Genomic DNA, 26,713 nt, shown 5'->3' on the forward strand with positions numbered 1-26,713 from the left:
ATTTAAGCTGATTTGAAATCCGAAAGGCTAATCAAGATGGTGGCTTAACCGGCAGTTGCTGACTTTGGGTGCTTGGTAGGGTTCTCCAATCATCCTGTCGTTGATAAAAAAAGGCCCTTAACGCAATGTGGCGTCAAGGGCCTGATCGTATCATTCTCGTTGATTCGCACCGGGCTAAAGCAAACGCGGCTTTAATAACCGATTAGTCTGGATTCTTCTGACTTAATTGCCATTGCAGATAGGCGTTGATGAACGGATCCAAATCACCATCCATCACGCCGTTGACATTGGCAGTTTCGTAATTGGTTCGGTGATCTTTGACCATCGAATATGGGTGAAAGACATAGGAACGAATTTGAGAGCCCCAGCCGATGTCTTTTTGTTCACCCTCAATTTTGGCCTTTTCTTCGGCCTTTTTCTCTTCTTCAAGTTCATACAATTTTGACTTCAACATGTTCATTGCCGTTTGCCGGTTTTGAAGTTGTGATCGTTGTGCCTGACTGGCAGCCACGATTCCAGTGGGTAAATGGGTGATTCGAACGGCGGAGGAAGTCTTGTTAATGTGTTGCCCACCAGCACCGCTGGACCGATAAACATCAATCCGTAAATCATCCGGGTTAATATCGATTGAGACGTCATCATTTAATTCAGGCATCACATCAACGGATGCAAATGACGTGTGTCGCCGACCGGCTGAATCAAATGGCGACAGCCTGACCAATCGATGAATCCCCTTTTCGGACCTTAAATAACCATAGGCATTTTCACCGCTGATTAATAGTGAAACACTGTTCAGACCGGCAACGTCACCGACCTGATAATCCAAGGTCTGCACGGTGAACCCATGGGCTTCTGCCCAACGGGTATACATTCGCAGCAGCATCGAACCCCAGTCCTGGGCTTCGGTTCCGCCAGCTCCGGGATGGATTTCCAAAATGGCATTATTATGATCATATTTGCCGTTAAGCAACAGATTCAACTGGTAGCGGTCCAGTTTAGTTTTAAGCTGCTTTTCATCAGTCTCAAATTCCCCCTCCATCCCGGAATGAGAATCCTCTTCGATCAATTCCAAAGTAACTTTTAGATCATCGAGTTTATTTTTGAGGCCGACGAAATTGTCGCGTTTGGTTTTTAATTGATTGGTTTGATCAATCAATTTCTGAGCGGCTTCTTGGTCATCCCAAAAGCCCGGCTCAGCCATCTTCGACTCATTAATTGCGATGCTTTCACTTAAGGCATCAAGGTCAAAGTGACCTCCCAAAACCATCGATGGCTTTTTGCATTTCAGCGATTTGTTTTTTTGCTTCACTCAATTCAAATGACATATTACTCTCCTCTAATTTTGTTCCAATTCAAAGAAAGAATCCAAACAATCGTCATTGCCGGATTCTTTCCAATACATATTAACGTTGCATGTTTTGACGAATTTCAGCCTTCATGAACAGACGGGTTGCGTCATATTCGATATCGGCAATCATTTCTTCAAACATCTTGTAACCCTCTCGCTGATATTCAACCAATGGGTTTTGTTGACCATAACCACGAAGACCGATTGATTGACGTAATTGATCCATGATGTCAATGTGATCAGTCCAGTGGGAATCGACAACTCGCAAGATAACAACCTTTTCGAATTCAAGCATTTGTGATTCATCGTAGAGTTGTTCTTGCTTTTCTTTGTATTCTTTGTTTGCCAGATCCATCAGCATACTCTTAATTTCGTCAGCTGATTTGCCTTGGAAATCTTCTAGAGAAATTTGGTCTGGGCTGACCATCGCACTGATGGCAAAGTCCAAGATGGTTTGCAGATCCCAATCTTCTTTTTCGCCTTGGGTATGCAAATCAACGATTCGATTGATGGTCCGTTCGATCATCGGCATGATGACCCACTTCAAATCTTTTTGCTCATCAATGACTTCACGACGCTCACCGTAAATCACTTCACGCTGTTGTCTCATAACATCATCGTATTGCAAAACGTTCTTCCGTGAATCGTAGTTGTTACCTTCAACCCGCTTTTGAGCTGATTCAACTTGCTTCGTGATCATTCTTGAACGAATAACCGCGTCTTCACCTTCAACATTTAAATGCTCCAGGAAGTTTTTGATCTTTTCAGAACCAAAACGACGCATCAAGTCATCTTCAAGTGACAAATAGAACTGTGACAAACCAGGATCACCCTGACGTCCTGAACGGCCACGCAGCTGGTTATCAATCCGTCGTGACTCATGTCGTTCGGTCCCGATAACAGCTAAGCCGCCAAGTTCAACAACTCCGGGTCCTAATTTGATATCGGTTCCACGACCAGCCATGTTGGTGGCAATTGTAACGGCACCACGTTGGCCGGCATTGGCAACAATTTCAGCTTCCTTGGCGTGGTTTTTGGCATTCAATACCACGTGGGGAATCTTTTCTTCATCAAGTCGTTGTGATAAGTATTCAGAAGTTTCAACAGCAACAGTACCAACCAACATTGGCTGACCCTTTTTGTGAAGCTCCTTGATCTTGTTGACAACGGCCTCAAATTTGGCTTCCAAAGTTGGATACAAAACATCTGGATGATCAACCCGGACAACCGGTTTGTTGGTTGGAACCGAAATAACTTCCATGTTATAGATCTCACGGAATTCTTCAGCTTCAGTCTTGGCAGTACCAGTCATTCCGGCGAGCTTCTTATACATCCGGAAGAGGTTTTGGTAAGTAATGGTAGCCATTGTCTTACTTTCCTCGTTGATCGTGACGCCTTCTTTTGCTTCAAGGGCTTGGTGAAGACCATCTGAGAATCGACGGCCTTCCATGATCCGTCCGGTAAAGGAATCAACAATCTTGACCTCATCATCTTGAACCACGTAATCCTTATCACGAAGCATGATAAAGTTGGCCCGTAAAGCCTGGTCCAAATGGTGGGTCAAGGCAGTATTGTCGGTGTCATAAAGATTCTTTAAGTTGAAGTACTTCTCAGCCTTTTCGATTCCCTGATCGGTCAATGAAACAGTCTTGGTTTCCAGATCAAGCTTGAAATCATCGCCTTCGTACAACGTCTTGGCAAATCTGTCAGTCCGTTGGTAAAGGTCGGAAGTGCCGCTTGATTGACCAGAAATAATCAATGGTGTTCGGGCTTCATCAATTAAAATTGAATCAACCTCATCGACAATCGCGAAGTTCAAAGGACGTTGAACCATTTGTTCCTTATAAGCAACCATGTTGTCACGCAGATAATCGAAACCGATTTCTCCGTTGGTTGAGTAGGTGATGTCGGCAGCGTAGGCTTCCCGCTTCTCATCGGCATCCTTTTCAGTGGTATTAACGCCAACTGTCAGGCCGAGCCAATTATATAACTCGCCCATTTCAGTGGCATCACGTTGGGAAAGGTATTCGTTAACAGTAACCACGTGAACCCCTTCGCCTGCAAGTGCATTTAAATAAACCGGCATGGTGGCAGTTAAAGTCTTACCTTCACCAGTTTTCATTTCTGCAATATTTCCTTCATGAAGAACAATTCCACCCATAATTTGGACATGGAATGGGTACAAGCCTAAGACACGCTTTGCGCCTTCACGGGCAACGGCAAATGCTTCCGGAAGCAAATCATCGAGTGTTTCGCCATTTTGATAGCGTTTCTTAAATGCCGGTGTCTTGGCTTGTAATTCTTCATCACTGAGTTGACGATACTCTTCAGCATACGAACCAACTTTATCGGCAATTTTACTGAGCCGCTTTTGTTCGCGTGTATCACTTTCAACCCATGTTCTTAAAATATTAGCCATTAGTAAATTCCCTTCTAAAATAAAATACTGATCAAATTGTTCTTAGTATTTGTGGACTACATACTTATTTAGTGTAACATTTTAGGCCGCCCATGAAAACACAAAAAACAATGCATCAGCGGCATTTAACCATGATAATACATTTTGAATAGATATGAAAGGTTAAACGATCAGATTGGTTCACAAATGTTTCCGGAAACGAAAAAGAATGGGGATAAATTAAGCTGCAATTTATCCCCATTCTTTTGACGGTGCATAATACGCATGCCCGTTAATTGATTAACTTAATTATTCTTCGCCGGTCTCAATCAAGCCATAACGGCCATCATTACGACGGTAGACGATGTTGATGCCTGAAGTTTCTGCATCTTCATAGATGAAGAAATCATGCCCCAGCATGTCCATTTGAAGAATGGCTTCCTCGTTATCCATCGGCTTTAAAGCCAGTTGCTTGGTACGAACAACCTGGAATTTGGATTCGTCATCAGAATCTGACTCGCTGGCAGAAGTATCTGCAGCAGGTGCAAATTCAAGATTCTTAAATCCTTTTTCACGAGACTTGCGGTTAACCTTGGTCTTGTACTTACGAATTTGACGTTCGAGTTTGTCTGTCACCAGATCAACACTTGCGTACAAATCGTTGGACATTTCTTCGGCTCTCAAAGTTAAGTATGGCAAAGGAATGGTTACCTCAACTTTTGCTTGCTTATCTGGATAAACCTTTAAATTGACATGAGCAGTATTTTTCATGTCCTTTTCAAAGTATTTCTCCAGTTTACTGATCCGTTTTTCAACATAATCCCGGATCGCCTGGGTTACCTCAATGTTTTCACCACGAATGTTAAAAATTAGCATAGCGTTCTCTCCCTTCACCATTAAAGGCTTAATGGTCCACTAATGAAATCACTTTCATTACTGGCTACAACTTTAGTATAATTGAAAGTTCGAATTTTAACAATCATTGGGTCTGGATTTCTTTATCGAGCAAGGGTAAATCCTTTCACGGAAGCTGCCCCGGCTTGTTGGATCAAAGCGGCCGCATGCCTAATGGTTGTCCCGGTTGTATACACATCGTCAACCAATAAAACGGCCCGATTTTTAACCTGATTTTTTTGTGATTCAATCATTTCAAACGGTTGATCAAGCAATAACCGACTCTGACGGTTTTTCGCCGACTGGCGGATGGCTTTCTTGTCGAATCTGACGCTTAAGAGGTTTAAATAGCGGTCATTTTCCAGCAGCCCGGTCACCTGATTAAAGCCCCGAGTGGCCACGGTGTCCTTCCCCACCGGGATTGGCACAATGATCGCAGATTGCTTCTTCAACTGCTCATGAATTTGATCGGAAAAAACTTTCCGTAATCGGTAATCACCGGCAAACTTGTATCGTTTCATGTAATCTTTCATTGCCGGATTATATTCGTACATCGCCGAGTTGATAAATTTGAATTGGCCGTCCTTCTCCCAGCGCAGACAATCATAGCAGGGATCGCTCATATCATTTGTTCGCCGTCGACCGCAACTGGAACAAGTTGGTAGCAGATTAAGCGCGGAAAAAGTGGCGGAACACGCCTCACAGATCGCCCGTTTCTGCAGTGGGGTTAACCGAATCAAGTCTGCAAGTGGGATTTCCTGTCTCAGTCTGGAGCCACACAATAAACAGGCTTTCATAATTGAGCCGCCTTTCGATTCATCAGCTTAATCTGGCGGTCACAGGATTTGATGTTGGCCGTTTTAGATTCACAATAAAAGAGGACCTGTCCCGTCGGCCGATCACTATTTCGACCCACCCGACCAGCGATTTGGACGAGTGCAGCCGCCGAAAAAATTTCACTGTCTGCCTTTAATACCAAGACGTCAATGCCTGGGAAGGTCACGCCCCGTTCTAAAATCGTCGTTGTGATCAAAAAATCCAGTTGTTGACTGCGCATTAAGGCCACTTTCTCAATTCGCTCGGGATCAGCAGAATACACCGTTTTGAATTTCGCTGCTATCCCGGCAGCCTTGATGGCAGCTGCCGCTTGACCCAAGTCTTTAATGTGGGGAACGAACAGTAAGAACCGCTGCTTTTCTGCTACCAAGTCAGCCACCATCCGCAAGATTTTTTGAGGCAGTTTGCCAGATTGAAGCTGCTCGTTAAGATTTTTGACCCGAATTACCGAGATTTCCGGTAAATAGTGTCCATGATACCTGATTGGTAAATAACTGACCGACAACTGTTTTCTAGAAATTGCTTTAAACAGTGCCTGATCGGGGGTCGCCGTTAAATACAGCGTTGCCCCAGCGGGTTTAATCGCATTTTGAACACCAAAATGAAGCATTGGGTTACCAGAATATGGGAAGACATCCACCTCGTCGACAATCAGGACGTCAAAGGCATGGTAAAATCGTAACAGTTGGTGGGTCGTACAAATGGTAATCTGACTGTATTGGTACCGCTGCTCACTCTTGCCATGCAGTAACACGATTGAAACTTGATTGAACGCGGCTTGAATTCGTGGGAACAGTTCGATGCATACGTCCACCCGCGGCGAAGCAATCCCGACTCGCAAACCATTTGAAACTGCCCAGCTAATCCCTTTAAACAGCATTTCCGTCTTGCCGGCTCCCGTCACTGCCCATAACAAGTGACGTTGGCGTTGTTGAAACACTTCAATCACTTTGTCGGCACACTCATTTTGTAATTGGGTCAGCTGCCCGGACCAGGATAATGGATCCGGATTCTCAGTAAAATGATTTGGCTCTTCCAAATAAGCCAGTGGCGACAAGGTATCCACCCGACCCATTTGAATACAAATGTAGCAATAAAAGTGGTGATTGGGTAAACTGGCAAGTGAATGGCGCAATTTTGACCCGCAGCGACCACATTTCAATCCATGGTCATCACTGATGGCCGGACGTAAGCGAATGTCCGGTGAATTTTGCAGTGTCGCGGCCAGATCACGCTGTGGCATTTGGCGGCCATACAACTCTGATAGATCATTAATCATAGATCATCACCTCAATCACTAATTACGTAAATACTGGAGGAATCCTTTTTGAAAAATGAATCACTGACAATTAAATCAAACGGTACCCATGAAATCGAAATTAAAAAATCCCGCTTTCTCTGCACGATGGCACGAATTGATAACGAGGACCAGGCAAAAAAAATCATTGATCAGGTGAGTAAAGACAATACCAAAGCCAACCACAATTGCTACGCCTACATGTTGGGTGACGATGACCACATTCAACGCGAAAGCGACAATGGCGAGCCATCCGGAACCGCCGGGGTCCCCATCTTGGAAGTTCTCAAAATGAACGAGTTACATAATGTTTTAGCAGTGGTGACCCGATATTTCGGCGGCATTAAGCTTGGCGCCGGCGGTTTGATTCGGGCTTATAGCAACGCGACATCGACAACGATTGATAAATTAGGGATCGTCAAACTGGTAAATAAACAGAAAATAACGCTGACAATTGATTACAATCAATTCGATAAACTAAAGTATTTCTTGGAAAGCCAATCGATTCCAATCGAAGAGACAGCCTATACCGCCAAAGTCCAAGTGGTCGTGGCAGTCAGTGACGAGGATTTTGATTCCTTGATCACTCAGATTACCAATTTGTTAAGTGATCAATTTGCATATCAAAAAGGCGGACATCAAATCTTTGAGGTCCCCTATTCTCGTGAAAAAAGACAACATGACGAAACCAAGGAGGATCATTCTGACTGAGTTATCAAATCGTGCAACAGATGCAGCTGCCTCAAACTTTCCAGTGATCGATATAAAAAAGTCTGCCAAAGATTTGGCAGACTTTTTATGATACTAATGATTATTTTTACTGGTCGTATCTTTAACCAATTTCTTAATGCCATTCAACAGCGGCTGTCGATCTTCTCCAACCAGGCCAATCGTTTCCACAAACAATTCAAGGCCGATTAACACGGCAATTGTCAGCAGAATCGAGCCCCACAAGGTTGAAATCGGATAAAGCAGTGAGATAAACGAAAAAATCAGGGCAATTCCATAGATCACCAACACCGTTTGCCGATGGGTCAAACCAATTTGCATCAAACGGTGATGTAAATGTCGCTTATCGGCATGCGTAATCGGTTCCTTATTTAACAACCGGCGAAAAATGGCAAATACGGTATCAGTAATCGGCACACCCAAGATCATCACTGGGATTAGCAGCGTGATGAAGGTGGCGTTCTTTAAGCCAAACAGCGAAAAGACCGACATCATAAATCCAATAAACAACGCACCGGTGTCGCCCAAATAAATTCTTGCCGGGAAAAAGTTATAAGGCAAAAAGCCAATGCAAGCGGCGACCAGGGTAAAAATCATGATGGCAACGAAAATATTACCGACGTTCAAGAAGAACATGGCGGTAATTCCCATGGTGGTTAGGGCAATAATTGCAACCCCAGTGGCCAAGCCGTCCAATCCATCAATCAAGTTAACCGCGTTAGTGATTGCCAAAATCCAAATCCAAGTTACCGGCAAACTCAGCCAACCAAGGTGGATTGTGATAAACGGTAAGGTAATGGTGGTCATTTTAACGCCGGCTGTAAAGTAAACCCACAGCGCGGCAATTGAAATCCCCAAAACTTTTTGCCGGGGCTTTAAGACGAAAATATCATCTATTATCCCAGTGAGAATAATGATGACTTCCCCGCCATACACCCCCCACAAAATTTTGGTTGGGAACTGATCCCGCAATAAAATCATGGTCGTAAAGGTGTAGGCAATAAAAATTGCCAACCCACCAATCGTTGGCATTGGAATTTTATTAACCCGCCGTTTGTTTGGCCGGTCCTCTGCCCCAACAGCAAAAGCAAGTTTCCGAATAAATGGGGTTAAGACTGCAGAAATAATCATGGTAGCAAATAAAGACACAATGATCTCGAATTTCAAAATTGTAACCTCACTTATTTCCTTCCAAATCAATATTAATTCAATTATACAAATGACAATTCATAAAAACAAGGTATGTCTGACTCACAAAGTAAAGGAGCTTACTCAAATAATTAATACGGACCAATTGTGTGAATTTTCACATTTTTAAATTTTGCCAACGTTTTCAATTGTCATATTTCACAAAAACATTTATACTAGAGATTGTAAGACAACAGGTTCAATTATTTTATATTTCACAAACGGAAGGAGTTTTTATCATGGCTGACAAAACAAATACTACACAAGCCGAGACGAAAGATGCGCCCATTCTTATTCAAATGGGTATCTTCGCCGCGGTATTGTTTGTTTCCAGTTTAATTTCAGCATGGTTGGTAGCAGTCGCACCAAAGTTCCCTGTTCCAACCCCAGTTCTTGGTTTAATTATTCTTTATCTCCTATTAACTTTCCACATCGTCAAAGTTGAATGGGTTGATAAATTTGCTACATTTATGATCGGAATGATCGCATTTCTATTTGTACCTTCAGGAATTCAATTGACCGCATCTCTTGATATCATGAAGGCTCAAGGTGTACAACTTATTGTTGCTATTATTATTTCAACGGTTGTCTTACTTGTTGTTGTTGCTTACACCACATCATTCTTTATCTGGATCAGAAAGACCGTTTTCCATGGCGATATTACAGTTAGTGAAGACGTCGAGAAAAAGTAATTAAAGGGGTGAATATAAATGTCTGCTACACAAACAACTATTATTGCGTATTTAGGGACACCAATTTTTGGTATCTGCTTGTCACTGTTGGTTTTCTTGTTTGGTCAATGGCTATTCAAGATTGGTAAAGGATTCTTCTTATTCCAACCTCTGTTTGTTGGAATGGTACTTGGAATCTTCATCCTCTGGTTGATGGCTAAGATGTTCGGTGTTGACGTTACTTGGTTCTACACCAACGCTTACAAACCAGGTGGAGATATCATTTTCTGGTTCTTGAACCCAGCAACCATTGCGTTTGCCGTTCCTCTGTACAAACGTAACGATATTGTTAAACGATTCTGGTTAGAGATTCTGCTATCATTAATTATTGGTTTGTTCATCTCACTGTTCATCATCTACTATGTATCAAAGCTCATCGGCTTGAACAACAACGGAATCGCTTCAATGCTTCCACAAGCTGCTACTACCGCTATTGCAATGCCTATCTCTGGTGCTATCGGAGGTACTCCTGCCGTTACTGCTATGGCATGTATCTTGAACGCCGTCTTGATTTACGCTTTGGCAACATGGCTCATCAAGATATTCCACTTGACTGAACCAATTGGTCAAGGTCTTGGATTAGGTACTGCCGGACACACTGTTGGTTCAGCAAAGGCCATTCAGTTAAGTTCTGTATCTGGTGCGATGGCTGCCATCGCGGTTGTTATCATTTCAATCGTTGTTGACATCGTTTGTCAAGGGCAGTTTAAAAATGTAGGTTTTCGGCAGAAAGAAATGTAGGTTTTCGGCAGTTACTTGAGGCCACGTAATCGGTAAGATTTACCAGTGATCTTCACTACGTGAACATGATGAACCAAGCGATCGAGAATGGCTGCTGTCACAGTTGGGTTCTGGAAAATATCAACCCAAGCGGATAGATCACTATTGCTGGTAATGATCGTTGAATGCTTTTCATAGCGGGCATTGACTAGCTGAAATAAGAGGTTAGCTTCTTGGTGACCAATTGGCAAATACCCAATTTCATCAATAATTAATAGGTCATAGCGCGAATAGCGGCTTAGAGATCGATCAAGCAGTCCTTTTTCGTAAGCTGCTCTCAATCTAATCAACAGCTCATGACAATTAATAAAGAGAACCCGACAGCCCTGTTTACAGGCCTCAATCCCAATACTAATTGCCAAGTGGGTTTTACCGACTCCCGGATTGCCAATAAAGATTAAGTTTTCAGACTTTTCCATAAAAGCCAGATTCTGGAATTCCAGAACCTCTTGGCGATTAATACTGGGTTGAAAGCTAAAATCAAATGTATCTAGGGATTTTGTATTGGGGAACCGAGCACGGCCAATGGCCCGTGCAATCTGACCTTCGTGTCGATTCTGGAGTTCCGAATTAGTTAAATCAATTAGCGCCTCAGTTAATGACAGATTATCAGTGTGAATTTGATCAAGGTAATTCGGCAAGTATTCACGGATTTTGTTTAACCCTAAGCGCTCAAGATTATTTAAAAGAATTTGATTATTAGTGGTCATGGTAGCCTCCTATAAGTTGTCGTAATCAGTCATATGTTCACGAATGTAAGCTGAAATGTCTTCATCTGTCCGCCCTTTAAGCAAATCAGATTTGAGGATATTGAACTGATCTTGGGGGTCATAATTCAGCGAATTGGTAGTTATGGAGTGCGTACGAATTTCTTCTCCGTTATAATAAATGTGGATGCGCTGCTCATCATTGGAGATTTCAACAGCAACCGTACAACCAATGTATCGCGGATCTACTGAGTACTTACATTTGCGGAAATTGATCATGGCCTCCTTCGAAACGACACGGGTAATGTTTTCTTCGAAGTATGGTTCAAGGAGATTAACTGGAACGCGATGAAGGTACTCTTTTTCTTCGTCTAACCATTTCAGGTACGGGACTTCGTCCGTGGCCTGCGAAGTTTCATGATTTAGATCATCTCGGAGCATATGAACTAGTTCGATTAGCTCAGTTCCATCAGCAAATTCAGTATTGTATGGCCGTAAACGTTCAACCGTGCGAGCAAGGGCTTCAACTGCACCTTTAGTTTGTGGTCTGAATGGTCGACAAGCAATTGGTGTGAAACCGGCATCTTTACAGAATTCGTGGAACCGTTCGTTAAAGACAGCGTGGCCAAACTGGGATTTTGTATGATCCACAACGGTTTTCATATTATCAAACCAGATTTCCGTCGGAATACCTCCGGTATGAAGGAAAGCGTCGTGTAAGCAAAAAAAGAGGGTATCTTGGCTCCGATCAAAGGTTAGTGTCATATATTTGAGTTTTGAATAAGGCAATACATACAAGAAAATATTGAATTTAAACAGCTCACCCTCGCTGCTCACTAGGGCCATTTCTTCTTTCCAGTCAACTTGAGCAGAGAGACCAGGGGAATGTTCAATCCGAATGGTAGCTTTCTTAACTCGTTCTCGGCGGGTTTGGCGACAATAATCTTTCACGAGGGTATAGCTGCCGGTAAAGCCCTTCTTCTGGATAAATTTAAAAATTGAAGCAGCCGAACAATTTAGTTCAAGCTTTGAATCGATGGTTTGCTTGAATGGATCCAGTAAACTTGGCCGTTTCGGTCGACCACTTGGTCGGCCCTTAAGTCCAGCTTTGACTTCCTCATAGGCTTTCTTAACGGTTCGATAATCAACATTATATTGCCGGGCAATCTCGGCGAAGTTAGGCTTAATATTTTCAGTCACGTAAATCGTCACTCCTTCTCTTAAATCACGTCTCACATCAAATTCCTCCTACACTCTGATGTGATTCATGATACAAAAAATGTAGGAAAACCAACAGTTCTAACCTGCCGTTTTCCTACATTTTACGGGTGCCTTTTACAATCGTTGTTCCAACATTTGCCAACTTCATGGGAATCGCTCACTAATTCCTTGCGAGATCAAAAGATCGTCCATTTGGGCGATCTTTTTATTTACATATTTTTCTCGAAGTTAGGCGACTACTCAAACCCAATTATCCCTCCCCTAAGCACGTTTCGTGTCTTTCAAGATAATTGCCCACAATCCTGGTGAAACCGGAACGAGGCGGTTAAAAACACACTAAAACAGGCCATCCGTTATTGTCTAATGGATGGCCTGTATCGTTTCATTTAACTACTCACGCAGATGGTAGTTATAAGTGGAAATAATAATATTTTGTCGTGAATTTAAAATTGCTCTTAATCTCAAACTAGTCTGGTTATGCAGGACATTTTCCCAACGATGTCTTGGCACAAATTGTGGTACCAGGACAGTGGTCGAATAGTTTCGATCAGCTGCCCGCTTGGCAATGACATCACAGAAACGTAAGGTTGGTTGAGCAATGGACCGATAGGATGAATGAATATCAACGAATCGGACATCCGGGAAATCTTTCTTGAACTGCTCAGACGTCTTGTGTTCCTTCTCAGGGTTGGAGTCAAAAGAAACGTGCATTGCGATGACATAATCACCAATCGATTGGGCATAACTGATAGCATTGGCAGTCACCCGAGTGACCCCGCTTACCAGGACAATGACAGTCGAACCGTCAAAATGGTGAGTTGTCGCAATTTCAGTATTCTCTTCAACCACCCGCAGCTGTTCGGCAACCCGCTTGTAATGATGATTGATCTTGTAGAAAATCCTCAAAAGAATCGGCATAACAATCAAATAAGGCCAAACATTTGGAAATCTTAGTAAAAACAGGCAGGTAACCAACGTCAGTGAAATAAAGGCGCCAACGAAGTTGATAACCGACTTCAGCTGCCAATTCTTGCCCCGATTTCTCCGCCAATGGATAATCATTCCGGACTGTGACAACGTAAATGGAATGAACACACCTACGGCATACAATGGAATCAGTGAATTGGTCCGGCCACCAAAGATTTGAATTAAGACAATCGCACCAACGGCTAAGGAAATAATGCCGTTAGAGTACCCCAACCGATCCCCTTTGTCGAGATAGGCATGAGGTAAGAACTTGTCTTTAGCCAAGTTATAAGCCAAAATTGGAAATGCTGAGAATCCAGTGTTGGCAGCAACCGCCAAAATCATGGCAGTTGATAATTGGAGGATATAGTAGACAATGCCATGGCCGAAAACAGTTTCACCAATTTGTGAAAGGACTGTTTCGTGGCTGTTTGGCATAATGCCCATGTAGTAACTCAGGAAGGTAATCCCGCCAAAGAAGCAGGCCAAGATGGTCGCCATGATGGCTAAGGTCGCCGCAGCATTTTTACTCTTGGGTTTGTTAAAATTAGGGACGGCATTACTGATCGCTTCAACACCGGTCAATGAAGATGATCCAGATGAGAAGGCCCGGAAGAACAGGACCAAAGTCATGCCTTCAACAGGTGCCCCAATATGAGCAGCCGCATGATATTCGATGTTGCCGGTTACAATGTTATAACCGCCATAAATGATCATCGCGATAATCATGATGATGAACAAATACACTGGCAACGTCAAAAACGAAGCAGATTCGCGGATTCCTCGAAGGTTGAGGAGCATAATGCCCACAACGATCAAACAGGAAATCAACACCCCATGTGAATATAATGACGGAATAGCTGATGTAATGGCTTCAGTCGCTGAAGTTGTTGATACGGCCACGGTCAGCATATAATCGACCAGCAAAGAGCCGCCGGCAATCAGGCCGGCCTGCTCACCCCAGTTGGTGCTGGCAACCACGTAAGCCCCGCCCCCAGAGGGATAAGCATGGATAATTTGCTGGTACGACAAGGTAATGGCAGCCAACAGAACCAAAACGAGGGCTGCAACCCAAATTTGATACATCAATGCAGCTGCAGACAGCGTAATTAAAATGGTCGTAATCTGCTCAGTACCATATGCAACTGACGAGAGCGCATCGGATGATAGTAAAGCCAGTGCTTTAAATTTGGTTAAAGATTGACCACCCTCATCAGTGGTCTTTAATGGCTTTCCAATAAGGAGCCGTTTGAGATAGCGCCACATAAATAGTTACTCCTTTATTTAATAATCTACCATTCTTGTGAACCATAAAATGATAGTCCTTCTGACAACTAAAAACAAGTCTTGATATGTATGTCTGAATGGGCTCACAGCAAATCACCATCCAGACAAGCTAAAATATCCGTCAGCTGTGCACTCAGAGTCAAAATATGATCTAAGCCACATGCTAACTACTTTAATATTGAATTGATTAATTCGCAAGCACAAAATAAGCACCAATCCCGATTTGGAATCGATGCTTATTGTACAATACTTTCATTCAAATCAACGATTTAACGCTTCATTACATACCCATACCAGGTTGTGGCATTGGAGCAGCTGGTGCGTCTTTCTTAGGCTCATCAGCAACAACAGCTTCGGTGGTCAACAACAAGGCTGAAACAGAAGCAGCATTTTGAAGTGCTGAACGGGTAACTTTGGTAGGATCAACGATTCCGTCACTGATCATATCTTCAAATTTACCATTGGCAGCATTGTAGCCAATTCCAGGCTTTTCGTCCTTGAGCTTTTCAACAATCACTGAGCCTTCAACACCGGCATTTTCAGCGATTTGACGAACAGGTTCTTCAAGGGCACGAAGAACAATGCGAATACCAGTCTCTTCATCACCGCCAGCTTCGGCATCCAACTTGGCAATTTCTGGGATGACGTTAATCAAGGCAGTTCCACCACCAGGAACGAATCCTTCTTCAACGGCAGCACGGGTCGCATTCAAGGCATCTTCAATGCGATACTTCTTTTCTTTCAATTCAGTTTCGGTAGCGGCACCGACACGAACCACGGCAACTCCACCTGATAACTTGGCAAGACGTTCCTTTAACTTGTCACGGTCAAAGTCTGAAGTCGTCTTTTCGATTTGGGTCTTAATTTCAGCAACTCGGTTGGCAATTTCATCGTTTGAACCGGAACCGTCGACAATCGTGGTTGAATCCTTGGTAACGTTAACTTTGTTAGCTTGACCAAGTTGTTCAAGGGTTGCATCCTTCAAGTTCAAACCAAGGTCATCGGTAATCAAGGTTGCACCGGTCAAAATGGCGATATCTTGGAGTTGATCCTTACGACGGTCACCAAATCCAGGTGCCTTAACAGCAACGACGTTGAATGTTCCTCTCATCTTGTTCAATACAAGAGTTGGCAGAGCTTCACCGCCAATGTCATCAGCAATGATCAAGAGTGAACGACCTTGTTCAACAATCTTTTGCAGTAATGGCAAAATGTCTTGAATGTTGGTGATCTTCTTATCAGTTACCAAAATGTAAGGATTGTCCAAGTTGGCTTCCATCTTGTCATTGTCGGTAACCATGTATTGTGACATGTAGCCGCGATCAAATTGCATTCCTTCAACGACGTCCAAGCTGGTATCAACACCACGTGACTCTTCAATGGTAATAACACCATCATGACCAACTTTTTCCATTGCATCGGCAATCAATTTACCAACTTCGGTGTTGGCAGATGAAATTGAAGCAATTTGAGCAATATCATCTTTGGTCTTAACATCATGCGACATTTTGTGAAGGGCATCAACAGCGGCTTTAGTAGCCTTTTCAATACCACGACGAATTCCAACTGGGTTGGCACCGGCAGTGACGTTCTTCATACCTTCATTGACAATTGCTTGAGTTAAAACTGTGGCAGTGGTTGTTCCGTCACCAGCAACGTCATTGGTCTTTGAAGCAACTTCAGAAACCAATTTGGCACCCATGTTTTCAAAATGATCCGGTAATTCAATTGATTTGGCGATGGTAACACCATCATTGGTAATTGTCGGTGTACCGGCACTTTGTTCCAAAACAACGTTGCGGCCTTTAGGTCCAATCGTTGCCTTAACCGTATCTGCTAATTTATCAACACCCTTGAGCATTGCGCTACGGGCATCTTCAGAAAACTTTACTTGTTTAGCCATTTCAAATTTCACCTCAAAAAAATATTTTTGATTATTGATTCATTGAATGATTCAAATGATTCACTTATTAGCAATTATCTTGTTAAAATATAATTATTCGACAATTGCGACGATGTCTTTTTCATGAAGAACGAGATAAGTTTGATCGTTATCCTCAATCTCGGTTCCGGCGTACTTATCAAACATAACCTTGTCGCCCTTTTTTACAACAGGTGCAACCTTGGTACCATTATCAAGTACACGGCCATCACCCACGGCAACAACTGTACCGGCTTGCGGCTTCTTTTTTGCATTGTCAGCAAGAACGATACCGCCAACCGACTTTTCTTCTTCTTTTTCAGTTTCGATAATTACGCGATCTCCTAATGGTTTTAACACGTTAGTCCCTCCGTTTGCAACAATTTTTAGCAACATTAGCACTCACATGATAAAAGTGCTAATCACTGTGTATAATATATTATTTTTTCAGACCAATTGCAAGGATTTCTGCGCATTTCTTGGTGAATTTATCTGCAGATTGCCTTGCCGACGGTAAATGAGCGCATAAGAAAAGACCGGCGTTTTCAGGATCACCGGTCTTTTCTTCATTAATTTGTTCGATATTTTACTTGCCAAAGTTTTCGATGAAATAAATCAAAGTTTGCAATTCATTAGTTAAGTCAACATTTTGAACCAGGACATCTTCAGGAACCTGAAGCCGAATTGGCGTAAAGTTCAAGACACCCTTTACCCCGCCGGCGACAGCATCGTCCGCGATGGACTGAGCGACTTTTGAGGGCACGGTCAAAATGATGACTTTGATCTGTTGATCATGCAGTTGATGTGAAAGTTCCTCAATCGGGTAGACAGGAACACCGTCTTCAATTGTGTTCACAATCTTGTCGTCGGTATCAAAAGCAGCAGAGATTCGAACGTTGCCGTCTTTGTGAAAATTAAAGTTCAAGAGCGCATGGCCCAAATTGCCGACTCCGATCAAAGCCACGTTGGTCAGATGCTCTTGATTCAAGATCGTTTTGAAAAACGAAAGCAGGTTATCAACATCGTATCCATAACCCCGCTTGCCCAAAGCACCAAAATAGGAAAAGTCACGACGAATGGTTGCTGAATCCACCTGCACCGCCTCGGCCAATTCCGTTGATGAAATTCGTTGCTTTCCTGTATCGTGTAAAATATTTAAGTATCGGTAATATATCGGCAATCGTTTAGCGGTTGCGCGTGGAATATTTTCAGCTGTCAAGAAAATTTCCTCCTATTTGTCATTTTAGTTAAAAGAACTTTGTGAATTCCTATTTACATCTCATTCTACCATAAGATGACATCTTGTGAAATATATTTCAAATATTACTTACAAATAATTCCTGAAATCGTGTAAATTATGATAAAATTGATTGTTGGTAGTTACAAAATGAAAGGTGGCCAAACACTTGATAATCTTACAAGCACAAGATCTAACCAAACGATTCAATGGCGAAACTATTTTCTCAAAAGTTAATTTGGCCATTCAAGAAAAAAGCCGTGTCGCACTGGTTGGCCGTAACGGTGCCGGCAAGTCGACACTGGTTAAAATGATCATCGGCGAACAATCTGTCGACGGCGGCCAAATCAGCACTAAAAAGAATCTGTCGATTGGCTATTTGGCCCAGGATACCGGACTCAATTCAGACAAAAGCATTTATGCTGAAATGGCATCGGTCTTTGCCAGTCTAAAAGAGCAGGAAGCAAAGCTTCACGCTCTGGAAAAACAAATGGGTTCTTTGGGCGTTGACGCCAACACCGAAGAATATGAAACGATTTCCTCACAATATGACAATATCCGTGCCGACTTTGAACAGCACAATGGTTATGGGTACGACGCTGAAATTCGTGGTGTTCTCCACGGATTTGGATTCGGGGAAGCTGACTACGATCGGCCAATTAATGAATTGTCAGGCGGCCAGAAGACTCAACTTGCCTTGGCCAAATTGTTACTGGAAAAGCCCGAATTATTAATATTAGATGAACCAACCAACCATTTGGATGTGGAAACGATCACTTGGCTGGAAGGTTATATTCAAAACTATAGTGGTGCCCTTCTGATCATTTCACATGACCGTTACTTCCTAGACAGAATTGTCACTGAGGTTTACGAGATGTCACAAGGTACCCTCCACCACTTCACTGGTAATTACACGGACTACACCAAGAAAAAAGACCAGTTGATTGAACAAGAATGGAAAGAATATGACAAGCAGCAGGCTAAGATTCAAAAACTGCAGACCTTCGTTGACAAAAATATCGTTCGAGCATCGACCACCAAACAGGCGCAGGCCCGCCGAAAACAACTCGAAAAAATGGATAAGCTGCAAAAACCGACGGCTGATTCAAAAACTGCCCGCTTCTCATTTTCACCAAAATCCAAAAGCGGCAATAACGTCCTGAATGTTACCAACGCAGCGGTTGGCTACAGCACGGTTCTTTGTGAGCCGGTTAATCTGGACGTTAAACGTCACCAAGCGATCGCAATTGTTGGTCCAAACGGTGTCGGCAAATCGACGCTCTTAAAAAGCATCTTGGGCATCATTCCATTTTTAAAGGGCAAGGCGCAGTTTGGTACTGGCGTCGATACCGGTTACTACGACCAGGAACAAGCCTCACTACATGCCTCTAAAACCGTTCTTGAGGAACTATGGGATGATCACCCAACGACCCCGGAAGGCGATATTAGAAGCATTCTAGGGAGCTTCCTTTTCTCCGGTGACGACGTGAGCAAGATGGTCCATGATCTGTCCGGCGGTGAAAAGGCCCGGTTGCTCCTAACCAAGTTGGCGATGCAGCACAACAACTTTTTAATGTTGGATGAGCCCACCAATCACTTGGATATCGACAGCCGAGAAGTGTTGGAAAAAGCCCTCAATCAATTCGACGGCACAATTCTCTTTGTTTCCCATGACCGTTATTTTATCAACAAAATTGCCACGGCGGTCGTTGAATTGTCCCGACATGGCACCACCCTTTACCTTGGGAATTATGATTATTATGTCGACAAAAAAGATGAGCAAGAAGCCATCAAGGCTCATGAGGCTGAAAAGAAGGCAGCGGGCCAACCGACTCCAGTTGCTGTGCCGACCACCGATAAAAAGAACTACGAGATTAATAAGCAAACCCAAAAAGAACATCGCAAACTTGAAAGAGAAGTCAAGGCTCTGGAAACCAAACTTGATGAATTGACACAATCAAAGGATCAAATTGAAGCAGAAATGACGAAGCCGGACGTCTTTAACGACCTGGGAAAGTTGCAAGATCTTCAACAGCAGCTCGATCAGGTGACTGCCCAAATCACAGAAACAGAGTCCAGTTGGGAAACGGTCAGTTTGAAGCTCGAAGATAATGAGTAACATAATTCACCAAAGGCAAAAGATATCCGATTCACATTGTCTACTTGAACAATTGGCGACAACCCACTAAATTAAAAAGCAGCCTGAGTAAAAGGATTTTATCCTTCTGCTCAGGCTGCTTTTGGGTTCTTCGTCAACTGTTGTTGGTGAACAAAATATTGGAGTTCTAATCACTTGGTGATTAGGGCTCTTTTTGTATGAACTCGAAAAGCGAACAGCACTCTTAGCCGGAATCTGAAGAAGTTTCGGTAACCAAATCCAGTGCGCTTAATGACTTTAATCTTGTTGTTTGAACCTTCTAATGGCCCGTTGGTGTAGTGGTGGGTGAAAGTGTTGCCAATTTCATCATGATGAGCCGCCAAGGTTTGGAGGGCTGCCAACATCTCTTCCGAGCACCCCTGCAGGTGGTGAAAGGCTTGATTATAGTTGGGCCAGTCGCGGTTTTTGATGGTTTCACGTAACCGATTCATCACGTCGTAAGTTTGCTTGAGCTCGGGATCAATGTCCAGTAAAGCATCAACCACATCCGCGGCAGTTGCCGGATAAGGGAAGTTTGTCCACTTACGGAAAGCCTCGTAGTTAAGGTGATTGGCCGGCGTTAATAATAGTTTCCAATAGCGTTTCAAGGCGTGATACTGGCGTGAGGAAGTGGCCAGGGTTTTCATGAGACGCACTCGCGTCTTATTAAAAGCCCGGTTTAAAGCGTTAACCAGGTGGAAGGGATCGATGACAACGATGGCGTTCGGGAAGATCTGCCCAACCAATTTGGGATAGGTATAGTTCATATCGGTGACGATAATTTTCACATTTTCTCGCGCGGCTTGGTCATAATGTTGGAAGTACTTTTGAAGCTGATAGATGGTTCTAAAGGGCAACAGGTCAATCAATTCGTGGGTTTCCGCGTCCATAAATTCAAAGCTCATCGCGTCGGTGGCGCTCTTAGTACTTTTAACTTCGTCCATGAGGAGAACTTTGGGTAAGTAGTGCCAGTTGGTTTGAAAGTCGTGTTCAGCGCGCAAGAGCTGCCGACCAACGAATGAATCCGAAGTGGACAATTCATTGGCAATGTGTTTGAGGCTCACTGGTTCCGTTAACTTCTCTAAACATTGTTTCCGGGTTGTATTTGAAATCGTGCAGTGCTTCGGCACTGCACTCGTCTGCGCCAGGAAGTTGGTATGACAAGCCTTACAGTGAAAGTTTCGCCGATTGAGGCATAGGATAACCGTGCTGCCCAATGTTTTAGCGAATCTAATGGTGGTCTTCCGCCAACCATAGCCAATGATCTGGTGATCATTAATAACCCCACAATTGCGGCAGGCCTTGGGAGAATAGTTCAGTGATCCATTTAATCTGATTACCCCATCATCACCTATTTTGCCATTCTCAATTTTTAAGTGTTCATCATCTATTCCTAACAACATTTTCGTAGTATCATTTGACATAGGGCATTTCCTTCTTTCTCTAAAATCTTCGTGGTTGTTGGTTTTGATGAACGGACAGGAAATGTCCGCTTTTTTTATTCTAATGAAAAACAAAAAATCTGTCATCAGTAATAGATAAAAATCTATTACCAACAACAAATATTGTAGAGCCTGCTTTTGATCTAAGTATTGAATTATCCTTCATCACAGGATCGCTGACGATTTCATAATCACCTCAAAAAATTGGCAATTATTTAGCCTCATCTGCCAGCCAATCAAACTCCAAACCCGGATCTGCATTTAAAGTGGCATCACCACGAACACCATGCCGATACAGCATCTCACCAGCAGCACCGATCATAGCAGCATTATCGCCACACAAAGACAGTGGCACTAGTTCAAGTTTGGTATCGGCAAACGTGGCAACCTCTTTGGTTAACCGCTCCCGAAGACCTTGATTGGCAGCAACCCCACCGGCAAGAATTAATTGTTTGACCGGAAATTCTTTGAGCGCGCGATTGGTTTTGTCAGCCAAGACGTCAACAACGGCTTGCTGAAAACTAGCGGCCAAGTCTTCACAACTCAATTCCTCGTTAATTTGATCAGCATGGTGCACCGTATTGATAAAGGCACTCTTCAACCCACTGAAACTAAAGTCAAAATTATCGTCAGCATCCATTGCTCGTGGAAAATGAAAAGTATCCTGACCTTTGTGAGCTAATTCATCAACTGGCTTGCCAGCCGGATAGTTAATCCCCAAAACCCGGCCAATTTTATCATAAGCCTCACCGGCTGCGTCATCACGAGTTTCACCGATAATTTGAAATTGGTTTTCCTCAGGCATGTAAACCAATTCTGTGTGCCCACCAGAAACAACCAAGGCCATTGCTGGAAACTCAATGGGTTCGACCAGCCGGGCAGCGTAAATGTGCCCAGCTAAATGATTCACTGGAACAAGCGGCAAATTGTGCGCCCAGGCAACCGCCTTAGCGGCCGTAACACCAATTAAAAGCGCACCGACTAAGCCAGGACCGTATGTAACAGCCACTGAAGTCAGTTCATCATAAGAAACGTCCGCCTCACGTAATGCATCCCCAATACAGCCGGTAATCTGCTCGATATGGTGTCTGCTGGCAACTTCAGGAACAACTCCGCCAAAGCGTTGATGACTCTTGATTTGCGTTGCAACAATATTTGAAAGTATTCGATTGCCATTCTCAATCACTGCGACCGACGTTTCATCACAGCTGGTTTCAAAAGCAAGTACTAAATCTCTAGCCACTTAATTCATCCCATCCCTTTTAACCGATTTTGGTGATGTCCAAAACCATATTTAAAGCGTCTTCACGATCGTTAAAGTAATAATCTTTTTTAATCCCGTTATCAACAAATCCAATATCCCGATATAATTTTTGTGCACGGGTGTTGCTGACGCGCACTTCAAGCGTCACCTTGGCATATTCCAATTGACGGGCCTTTTTGATAATTGTTGTCACCAAAAAATACCCCAAGCCATGATTCTGGAAATTTGGGGCAACCGCAACGTTGGTAATATGACAGTCCTTAGTATGATCGTTTAGCGAGCAGCCAATAAACGCTACCAGCCAGTCGTTTCGACGCAACACTAAATATAGGCGATCCGTTTTGCGCATCAGTTCGGTTCGAAAGGCCCGATCATCCCAAGGGGTCTGGCCACCGTAAACCGCCCGCTCAATCCCCAGAATCTCGGGAATATCCGGAATCATTGCCTTGGCCAAAAAGTACTCAGTTCCATTAATTTCTACATCGTGGTTTTTGATGTCGAGATATCTCTCGCGAAGCTGAACCTCTTTGTTATAAAATTGTTGGTTAAACCACTCTTTAAACTTTTTCAACATAGTCATGCGTATCCTCATTAGGATGTAATTTTTTCCAATCAGCCTCAGCCTTGGTTAACCGCAAATATCGTGGGACAACCGCATCAACGACTGGTACTGGTGACTGACTCAATCCATACAAGCCCAGTAAGGTCGCACTGGGAATTCCCAAATAAGGATTGGCAACCACCAGACGGTTATGCAGAACGTCGCGCATCGATCTTTCAAATGGATCGGTATCCCCTAAAATGATAATCCGTTGATCGTAACGGCTAACGGTTTCCAACCATTTTGTTAGATTGGTGTGCTGATCCTCGATCACGGTTTGAATCCGACGACTTCGGTAGCGGTATAATCCCGTAAACATGTTTTGATTCCGGCCATCAAAAATCGGGTTGATCAGCACATCTTCTTCTTGAACATTCAAGGCAAGATTTAACAAGCTGGAAACTGGTACCAGCTCGATTCCCAAGGTGCTTGCAATGGTTTTCGCTGCCGTGACAGCCATCCGAATGCCGGTGTATGATCCAGGGCCGGCAGCGACAACCACCCGATCCAAATCAGTTGGCTTCAAATCGGCCTTTTGCACCAAGTCTTCAATAACCGGCATCAAGAATTCGGCATGTTTGCGATGAGTGGTGATGGTTGTTTGCGCCAACAGTTGGTCATTATCCAAAACAGCAACTGAAAGTGGTTGGTTTGAGGTGTTAATTGCTAAGATTTTCATTATTAATCGTTACCCTTTGCTTTAATATCCTTCCAAACAATTGTGGCACTTGCTGAAAGAACATCATTTGATTTAATTTCGTGAACTGTTTTAATTTTAGCATTATCTGAAGAATCAACAAGCACTGAGCTGGTGACCCGATTGCCATACTTAACCTCGTTCTCAAAGCGGATATCAATGTTCGCGGGTTCGTGTTGGTTCAAAAAGTCCATTGGCAATGAATCCAACATCCACTCCGGATACCTGGAATTATTGACGTGGCCGTTAAAATCAATATCGCTCCAACGAACTTGGTATTCCTTTGCGCTAACATCATCAGTCGCTTCAATTCGTTCAGGACGTGCCAATCTGGGAACCCGTTTAACCTTCTCCGACTGATATGGGGCAATAATCGTTTCGTCAATCGGCGTAATTTTGCGGGTCTGTTCGTTCATTAACACCCAGATACTCTCCACCTTGACCAGCTCGTTGCCAGCTTGATCGTGCAGCCAGAATTCCCGAAAGGCAAAATAACGATTATATGACGTGCCTCGGGTTGTCATTTTGACGACTGAATCTTTGCGTGGCAAGTGAGTGATATGAATTGAGTAAGAAGTAACCACCCAGCCAACTCCATAATGATCAATTAAATAAGTTTGATCAAGGCCTAAATTTTCGTTCTGGTGTTCGGACGCCAAAATCAAAATATTGATCAACATTGGAATTGAAATCCGGTTGTTGACGTTACACTCGTAAAACGGAATCGTATGCAATTCGCTAAAACTGTGAGCAGGCATGGACATTCCTTCTTTCTATTTGATGTCATGGTACTGATTATAGATGACCTGTTTTTTTAAATGATGATCTTTGGCAACCTTTTTGATTGCTTCATTAACGCTCAAGCCATTTTCGATGTAAAAGTCAACTTGTTGATCAACGCTCATCCCGGCAAGCGGATCATCACCCTGCGTTTGTGGATGGGCATTTCCTGACACTATAATAACAAATTCTCCGCGAATTTCAGTTGAATTGGCCCATTCATTGACCTGATCAAGGTTTCCGCGAATGAATTCTTCGTGCTTTTTGGTCAACTCACGGCAGAGAGCTGCCTGACGATCCCCTCCGAGCTGAGTCGATAAATTCTTCAAAGTTTTTTTCAATCGGTGCGGGGCCTCGTAAAAAATCATTGTCTCTTCTCGGTTACGGAGCTCATCAATTTCTGCTCGCTGTTCCTTCGGCTTTCTTGATAAGAAGCCATAGAAATAAAATGGCTGCGGCAAAAGCCCGGAAGCAATTAAAGCAGTGATCCCGGCGTTGGCGCCAGGCAGCGGCACAACGTTAATCTGCTCACGAATACAGGCAACCACCAATTCATGGCCCGGGTCGCTAATCGACGGCATCCCGGCATCGCTCACCTGGGCAATCGTGATTCCCTGCTTGAGTTTGCTAATCAACTCGGGAATCCGCTCGGCAGTATTATGCTCATGAAAACTGATCTGCTTGGTTTGAACATCGAAATGGTTCAACAGTTTCTGTGTGTTGCGGGTATCTTCAGCCGCAATCAAATCTGCAGACTGGAGAATCTTAACCGCACGAAAAGTCATATCATCCAGATTGCCAATTGGCGTTGGAACCAAGTACAGCGTGCCATATTCACTTAATGTGTCAAAACTCTTTTGTGTGTCCACTGTTTACCTCTTAATCGCGTTTGCCATAGATAATGTCCGTACAGAAAATACAATCTTCACCGTTCTCCCGTCGCTTACCGTAATAAGAACTGCAGACATGAAATCCTTCATTGTACAGTTTTTCGAGATTCTTGCGAGATTTTGACAAACGTGGCGAATTATTGTCCATTTTTTCGGTTATTTCGTTAATCCGATCGCGCAAATGCTGATTTTCAATCTCCAGCTCAGCGTTTTTTTCCATCAACCCAATAAGTGATTCATGCAGGTGAGAAAAATTTTCAGCACTCGCACTGAGCTGTGTATCCATTTCTTTTAATTCATCATATAAGTTTTGACTGTCCACGATTTTATCACCCTTTAGTAAACTATGATTGCCCAATTGCGAGTATCTTTAGTGTCAAAGCTTCAATTATATTTTGAAAATTGACGTTAACTGCCATCCGGCTATTCATATCAAGCAGCTCGTCAAGCATGGTTAACAGTTGATCGTTATTCCACTGATTGGCCGCCAATTTGGTCTGTGCAAGAATCGCCGGATACTTCACCCGATCATCCGCCAAAGTCCCGTATTTCATTTCCAAGACATCGTCAAACAAACTCAGCATCATGGAAATAACAATCCGCTGACGGTCCTTGTTGGTAATTAGAGGCATCAAAGACATTTGGATGAAAGGCATTGCCATGTTGTTTTCTTTGACCAAATAGGTAAACCATTTTTCCAAAAGCCGCTGCATCGAGGCAAACCAATCATCTTTGGACAGCTCTTTAATCTGATCCAAACTATTGGTAATGGAAATCATTAAGTTGACTTCACTCGGCTTGACACCACTATTCTGTAATTCTTGGACCATCTGCTTTTTACTTAGGCTGGGAAATTCCACAACCTGAGTTCTGGAAATAATTGTCGGCAGAACCAGATTGCGATTCTGACTGATCAGAAAGCTAACCACGTTTCCGGTAGGCTCTTCGATAAACTTTAAGAGACTGTTAGCTGCCCCAGTGGTCATTTTTTCGGCTTCTGAAATAATGAAAACCTTTTTGGATCCCTCCATGGCACTTTTGGTAAATTCACTTTTAACGTGGCGAATCTGGTCAACCTTAATACTTTGACCATCAGGTTCGGTGATGACAACATCCGGATGATCATGATTCATGATTCGCACACATTCGGCACATTTTCCACAGGGCATGCCATTTTGAACATTCGTACAAAAAAGCCGCATGGCAACTCCCATTGCGACTGAAAATTGGCCGGCACCATCTTCGCCGGTAAACAAGTATGCGTGTGACAATTCATTGTTTTTGATTAAATTCATGAATTGGGTAAAGATGGTCGGCTGTTTAGTTTGAGCAACGTTAACAATATCGTGTTCCATAACGTT

The 26,713-nt window shown here is 43.3% G+C and carries 24 protein-coding genes; 4 read left to right on the top strand and 20 right to left on the bottom strand.

Going from position 1 to position 26,713, the window contains the following annotated elements:
• Positions 1-202: 202 nt before the first annotated feature.
• From prfB to KE627_RS01075, 5 genes are all read right to left on the bottom strand, one after another.
• Positions 203-1,325, bottom strand: a protein-coding gene (gene prfB, locus KE627_RS01055) for a peptide chain release factor 2 (RefSeq protein WP_013728147.1) whose coding sequence is annotated in 2 segments (ribosomal slippage) — positions 203-1,246 and positions 1,248-1,325 — 1,122 coding nt in all. Because the reading frame shifts where the segments join, the coding sequence is not laid out codon by codon here.
• A 78-nt stretch (positions 1,326-1,403) separates the two neighbouring features.
• Entirely contained in the window at positions 1,404-3,767 is a 2,364-nt protein-coding gene (secA, locus tag KE627_RS01060; protein WP_056938701.1) for a preprotein translocase subunit SecA, read from the bottom strand.
• Between the two features lie 288 nt (positions 3,768-4,055).
• Positions 4,056-4,622, bottom strand: coding sequence for a ribosome hibernation-promoting factor, HPF/YfiA family (gene hpf, locus KE627_RS01065; protein WP_013728149.1), 567 nt, complete (start codon positions 4,620-4,622; stop codon positions 4,056-4,058).
• Positions 4,623-4,744: 122 nt separating this feature from the next.
• On the bottom strand, positions 4,745-5,263 hold the full coding sequence (locus KE627_RS01070; protein WP_225424173.1) for a ComF family protein: 519 nt from the start codon (positions 5,261-5,263) through the stop codon (positions 4,745-4,747).
• 170 nt (positions 5,264-5,433) lie between these two features.
• Positions 5,434-6,756: an ATP-dependent helicase ComFA gene (locus KE627_RS01075; RefSeq protein WP_013728151.1), complete on the bottom strand. Its 1,323-nt coding sequence runs from the start codon at positions 6,754-6,756 to the stop codon at positions 5,434-5,436.
• 48 nt (positions 6,757-6,804) lie between these two features.
• On the opposite strand from KE627_RS01075, the gene KE627_RS01080 reads away from it, so the two are divergent.
• Complete coding sequence (locus KE627_RS01080) at positions 6,805-7,485, top strand: YigZ family protein (RefSeq protein WP_013728152.1); 681 nt, start codon at positions 6,805-6,807, stop codon at positions 7,483-7,485.
• A gap of 93 nt (positions 7,486-7,578) precedes the next feature.
• On the opposite strand, the gene KE627_RS01085 is transcribed toward KE627_RS01080, so the two are convergent.
• The gene (locus tag KE627_RS01085) at positions 7,579-8,670 is read right to left on the bottom strand and encodes a glycosyltransferase family 4 protein (protein WP_014940144.1); all 1,092 of its coding nucleotides are present in this window, start codon (positions 8,668-8,670) and stop codon (positions 7,579-7,581) included.
• A gap of 260 nt (positions 8,671-8,930) precedes the next feature.
• Here KE627_RS01085 and KE627_RS01090 point away from each other — a divergent pair, with 260 nt between their 5' ends.
• Positions 8,931-9,383, top strand: coding sequence for a CidA/LrgA family protein (locus KE627_RS01090; RefSeq protein WP_013728154.1), 453 nt, complete (start codon positions 8,931-8,933; stop codon positions 9,381-9,383).
• 18 nt (positions 9,384-9,401) lie between these two features.
• The gene (locus KE627_RS01095; RefSeq protein WP_133286503.1) at positions 9,402-10,163 is read left to right on the top strand and encodes an LrgB family protein; all 762 of its coding nucleotides are present in this window, start codon (positions 9,402-9,404) and stop codon (positions 10,161-10,163) included.
• A gap of 11 nt (positions 10,164-10,174) precedes the next feature.
• On the opposite strand, the gene istB is transcribed toward KE627_RS01095, so the two are convergent.
• The 6 genes from istB to KE627_RS01125 all read right to left on the bottom strand — a co-directional run bounded on the left by istB (position 10,175) and on the right by KE627_RS01125 (position 17,523).
• Positions 10,175-10,912: an IS21-like element helper ATPase IstB gene (gene istB, locus KE627_RS01100; protein ID WP_003555349.1), complete on the bottom strand. Its 738-nt coding sequence runs from the start codon at positions 10,910-10,912 to the stop codon at positions 10,175-10,177.
• 9 nt (positions 10,913-10,921) lie between these two features.
• Positions 10,922-12,145, bottom strand: coding sequence for an IS21 family transposase (gene istA / locus KE627_RS01105; protein ID WP_056939303.1), 1,224 nt, complete (start codon positions 12,143-12,145; stop codon positions 10,922-10,924).
• A 375-nt stretch (positions 12,146-12,520) separates the two neighbouring features.
• Positions 12,521-14,362: an APC family permease gene (locus KE627_RS01110; RefSeq protein ID WP_013728156.1), complete on the bottom strand. Its 1,842-nt coding sequence runs from the start codon at positions 14,360-14,362 to the stop codon at positions 12,521-12,523.
• A 301-nt stretch (positions 14,363-14,663) separates the two neighbouring features.
• Positions 14,664-16,286 (bottom strand): chaperonin GroEL, encoded by a 1,623-nt coding sequence (gene groL, locus KE627_RS01115; protein WP_013728157.1) that lies wholly within the window; start codon positions 16,284-16,286, stop codon positions 14,664-14,666.
• A 93-nt stretch (positions 16,287-16,379) separates the two neighbouring features.
• Positions 16,380-16,664, bottom strand: a complete 285-nt coding sequence (groES, locus tag KE627_RS01120) for a co-chaperone GroES (RefSeq protein WP_172874422.1) — start codon at positions 16,662-16,664, stop codon at positions 16,380-16,382.
• A 226-nt stretch (positions 16,665-16,890) separates the two neighbouring features.
• Entirely contained in the window at positions 16,891-17,523 is a 633-nt protein-coding gene (locus KE627_RS01125) for a redox-sensing transcriptional repressor Rex (protein WP_014940146.1), read from the bottom strand.
• Between the two features lie 187 nt (positions 17,524-17,710).
• Here KE627_RS01125 and KE627_RS01130 point away from each other — a divergent pair, with 187 nt between their 5' ends.
• Positions 17,711-19,660: an ABC-F family ATP-binding cassette domain-containing protein gene (locus KE627_RS01130; protein ID WP_153152550.1), complete on the top strand. Its 1,950-nt coding sequence runs from the start codon at positions 17,711-17,713 to the stop codon at positions 19,658-19,660.
• A 170-nt stretch (positions 19,661-19,830) separates the two neighbouring features.
• Here KE627_RS01130 and KE627_RS01135 read toward each other — a convergent pair whose 3' ends face one another.
• From KE627_RS01135 to holB, 8 genes are all read right to left on the bottom strand, one after another.
• Positions 19,831-21,102 carry an ISL3 family transposase gene (locus tag KE627_RS01135; protein WP_211772861.1) on the bottom strand — a complete coding sequence of 424 codons (1,272 nt, stop codon included), beginning with the start codon at positions 21,100-21,102 and terminating at the stop codon, positions 19,831-19,833.
• A gap of 229 nt (positions 21,103-21,331) precedes the next feature.
• Positions 21,332-22,363, bottom strand: coding sequence for a tRNA (adenosine(37)-N6)-threonylcarbamoyltransferase complex transferase subunit TsaD (tsaD, locus tag KE627_RS01140; protein WP_056939123.1), 1,032 nt, complete (start codon positions 22,361-22,363; stop codon positions 21,332-21,334).
• 19 nt (positions 22,364-22,382) lie between these two features.
• The gene (gene rimI / locus KE627_RS01145; RefSeq protein ID WP_041805912.1) at positions 22,383-22,958 is read right to left on the bottom strand and encodes a ribosomal protein S18-alanine N-acetyltransferase; all 576 of its coding nucleotides are present in this window, start codon (positions 22,956-22,958) and stop codon (positions 22,383-22,385) included.
• Entirely contained in the window at positions 22,942-23,664 is a 723-nt protein-coding gene (tsaB, locus tag KE627_RS01150) for a tRNA (adenosine(37)-N6)-threonylcarbamoyltransferase complex dimerization subunit type 1 TsaB (RefSeq protein WP_014940149.1), read from the bottom strand. Before tsaB ends, rimI begins: the two co-directional genes overlap by 17 nt.
• A 2-nt stretch (positions 23,665-23,666) precedes the next feature.
• Positions 23,667-24,440 carry an acyl-[acyl-carrier-protein] thioesterase gene (locus tag KE627_RS01155; RefSeq protein ID WP_013728164.1) on the bottom strand — a complete coding sequence of 258 codons (774 nt, stop codon included), beginning with the start codon at positions 24,438-24,440 and terminating at the stop codon, positions 23,667-23,669.
• A 15-nt stretch (positions 24,441-24,455) separates the two neighbouring features.
• Positions 24,456-25,331, bottom strand: a complete 876-nt coding sequence (rsmI, locus tag KE627_RS01160; protein WP_013728165.1) for a 16S rRNA (cytidine(1402)-2'-O)-methyltransferase — start codon at positions 25,329-25,331, stop codon at positions 24,456-24,458.
• 10 nt (positions 25,332-25,341) lie between these two features.
• Positions 25,342-25,674 (bottom strand): DNA replication initiation control protein YabA, encoded by a 333-nt coding sequence (locus KE627_RS01165; RefSeq protein ID WP_013728166.1) that lies wholly within the window; start codon positions 25,672-25,674, stop codon positions 25,342-25,344.
• Positions 25,675-25,696: 22 nt separating this feature from the next.
• Positions 25,697-26,707, bottom strand: a complete 1,011-nt coding sequence (holB, locus tag KE627_RS01170) for a DNA polymerase III subunit delta' (protein ID WP_014940152.1) — start codon at positions 26,705-26,707, stop codon at positions 25,697-25,699.
• Between the last annotated feature and the right edge of the window lie 6 nt (positions 26,708-26,713).

It is taken from the genome of Lentilactobacillus buchneri (assembly GCF_018314255.1).
Classification (GTDB): Bacteria; Bacillota; Bacilli; order Lactobacillales; family Lactobacillaceae; genus Lentilactobacillus; species Lentilactobacillus buchneri.

Bases quoted from the DNA above. Each gene is read 5' to 3' on its own strand.
- groL (WP_013728157.1), bottom strand. From the start codon at position 16,286: ATGGCTAAACAAGTAAAGTTTTCTGAAGATGCCCGTAGCGCAATGCTC.
- KE627_RS01110 (WP_013728156.1), bottom strand. From the start codon at position 14,362: ATGTGGCGCTATCTCAAACGGCTCCTTATTGGAAAGCCATTAAAGACC.
- rimI (WP_041805912.1), bottom strand. From the start codon at position 22,958: ATGTTGAAAAAGTTTAAAGAGTGGTTTAACCAACAATTTTATAACAAA.
- KE627_RS01135 (WP_211772861.1), bottom strand. From the start codon at position 21,102: ATGTCAAATGATACTACGAAAATGTTGTTAGGAATAGATGATGAACAC.
- KE627_RS01070 (WP_225424173.1), bottom strand. From the start codon at position 5,263: ATGAGCGATCCCTGCTATGATTGTCTGCGCTGGGAGAAGGACGGCCAA.
- istB (WP_003555349.1), bottom strand. From the start codon at position 10,912: ATGACCACTAATAATCAAATTCTTTTAAATAATCTTGAGCGCTTAGGG.
- tsaB (WP_014940149.1), bottom strand. From the start codon at position 23,664: ATGAAAATCTTAGCAATTAACACCTCAAACCAACCACTTTCAGTTGCT.
- KE627_RS01155 (WP_013728164.1), bottom strand. From the start codon at position 24,440: ATGCCTGCTCACAGTTTTAGCGAATTGCATACGATTCCGTTTTACGAG.
- holB (WP_014940152.1), bottom strand. From the start codon at position 26,707: ATGGAACACGATATTGTTAACGTTGCTCAAACTAAACAGCCGACCATC.
- hpf (WP_013728149.1), bottom strand. From the start codon at position 4,622: ATGCTAATTTTTAACATTCGTGGTGAAAACATTGAGGTAACCCAGGCG.
- KE627_RS01095 (WP_133286503.1), top strand. From the start codon at position 9,402: ATGTCTGCTACACAAACAACTATTATTGCGTATTTAGGGACACCAATT.
- secA (WP_056938701.1), bottom strand. From the start codon at position 3,767: ATGGCTAATATTTTAAGAACATGGGTTGAAAGTGATACACGCGAACAA.
- KE627_RS01090 (WP_013728154.1), top strand. From the start codon at position 8,931: ATGGCTGACAAAACAAATACTACACAAGCCGAGACGAAAGATGCGCCC.
- KE627_RS01075 (WP_013728151.1), bottom strand. From the start codon at position 6,756: ATGATTAATGATCTATCAGAGTTGTATGGCCGCCAAATGCCACAGCGT.